Annotated in this window: 1 rRNA gene; it reads right to left on the bottom strand. The window is 58.8% G+C overall.

The window, feature by feature from the left end:
- Positions 1 to 478: ribosomal RNA gene (locus tag CI601_RS08360) — 23S ribosomal RNA — on the bottom strand; the annotation flags it as partial.

Genomic DNA, 478 nt, shown 5'->3' on the forward strand with positions numbered 1-478 from the left:
CACCGAAATGCATTTCGGAGAGAACCAGCTATCACGGAATTTGATTGGCCTTTCACCCCTAGCCCCAGGTCATCGGCCCGGTTTTCAACCCAGGTCCGTTCGGTCCTCCACGCGGTCTTACCCGCGCTTCAACCTGCCCAGGGCTAGATCATCCCGCTTCGGGTCCAGGACACGCGACTGGAAACGCCCTTATCGGACTCGCTTTCGCTACGGCTGCCCCACACGGGTTAGCCTCGCCACGCACCACTGACTCGCAGACTCATTTTTCGATAGGCACGCCGTCACCCCGAAAGGCTCCGACGGATTGTAGGCACACGGTTTCAGAAACTCTTTCACTCCCCTCCCGGGGTGCTTTTCACCTTTCCCTCACGGTACTCGTACGCTATCGGTCAGACAGGAATATTCAGGCTTACCCCACGGTCGGGGCCGATTCACACGGGATTCCACGAGTCCCGCGCTACTTGGGAACAAGAACCGG

Source organism: Bifidobacterium sp. wkB344 (assembly GCF_003688305.1).
Taxonomy (GTDB): Bacteria; Actinomycetota; Actinomycetes; order Actinomycetales; family Bifidobacteriaceae; genus Bombiscardovia; species Bombiscardovia mizhiensis.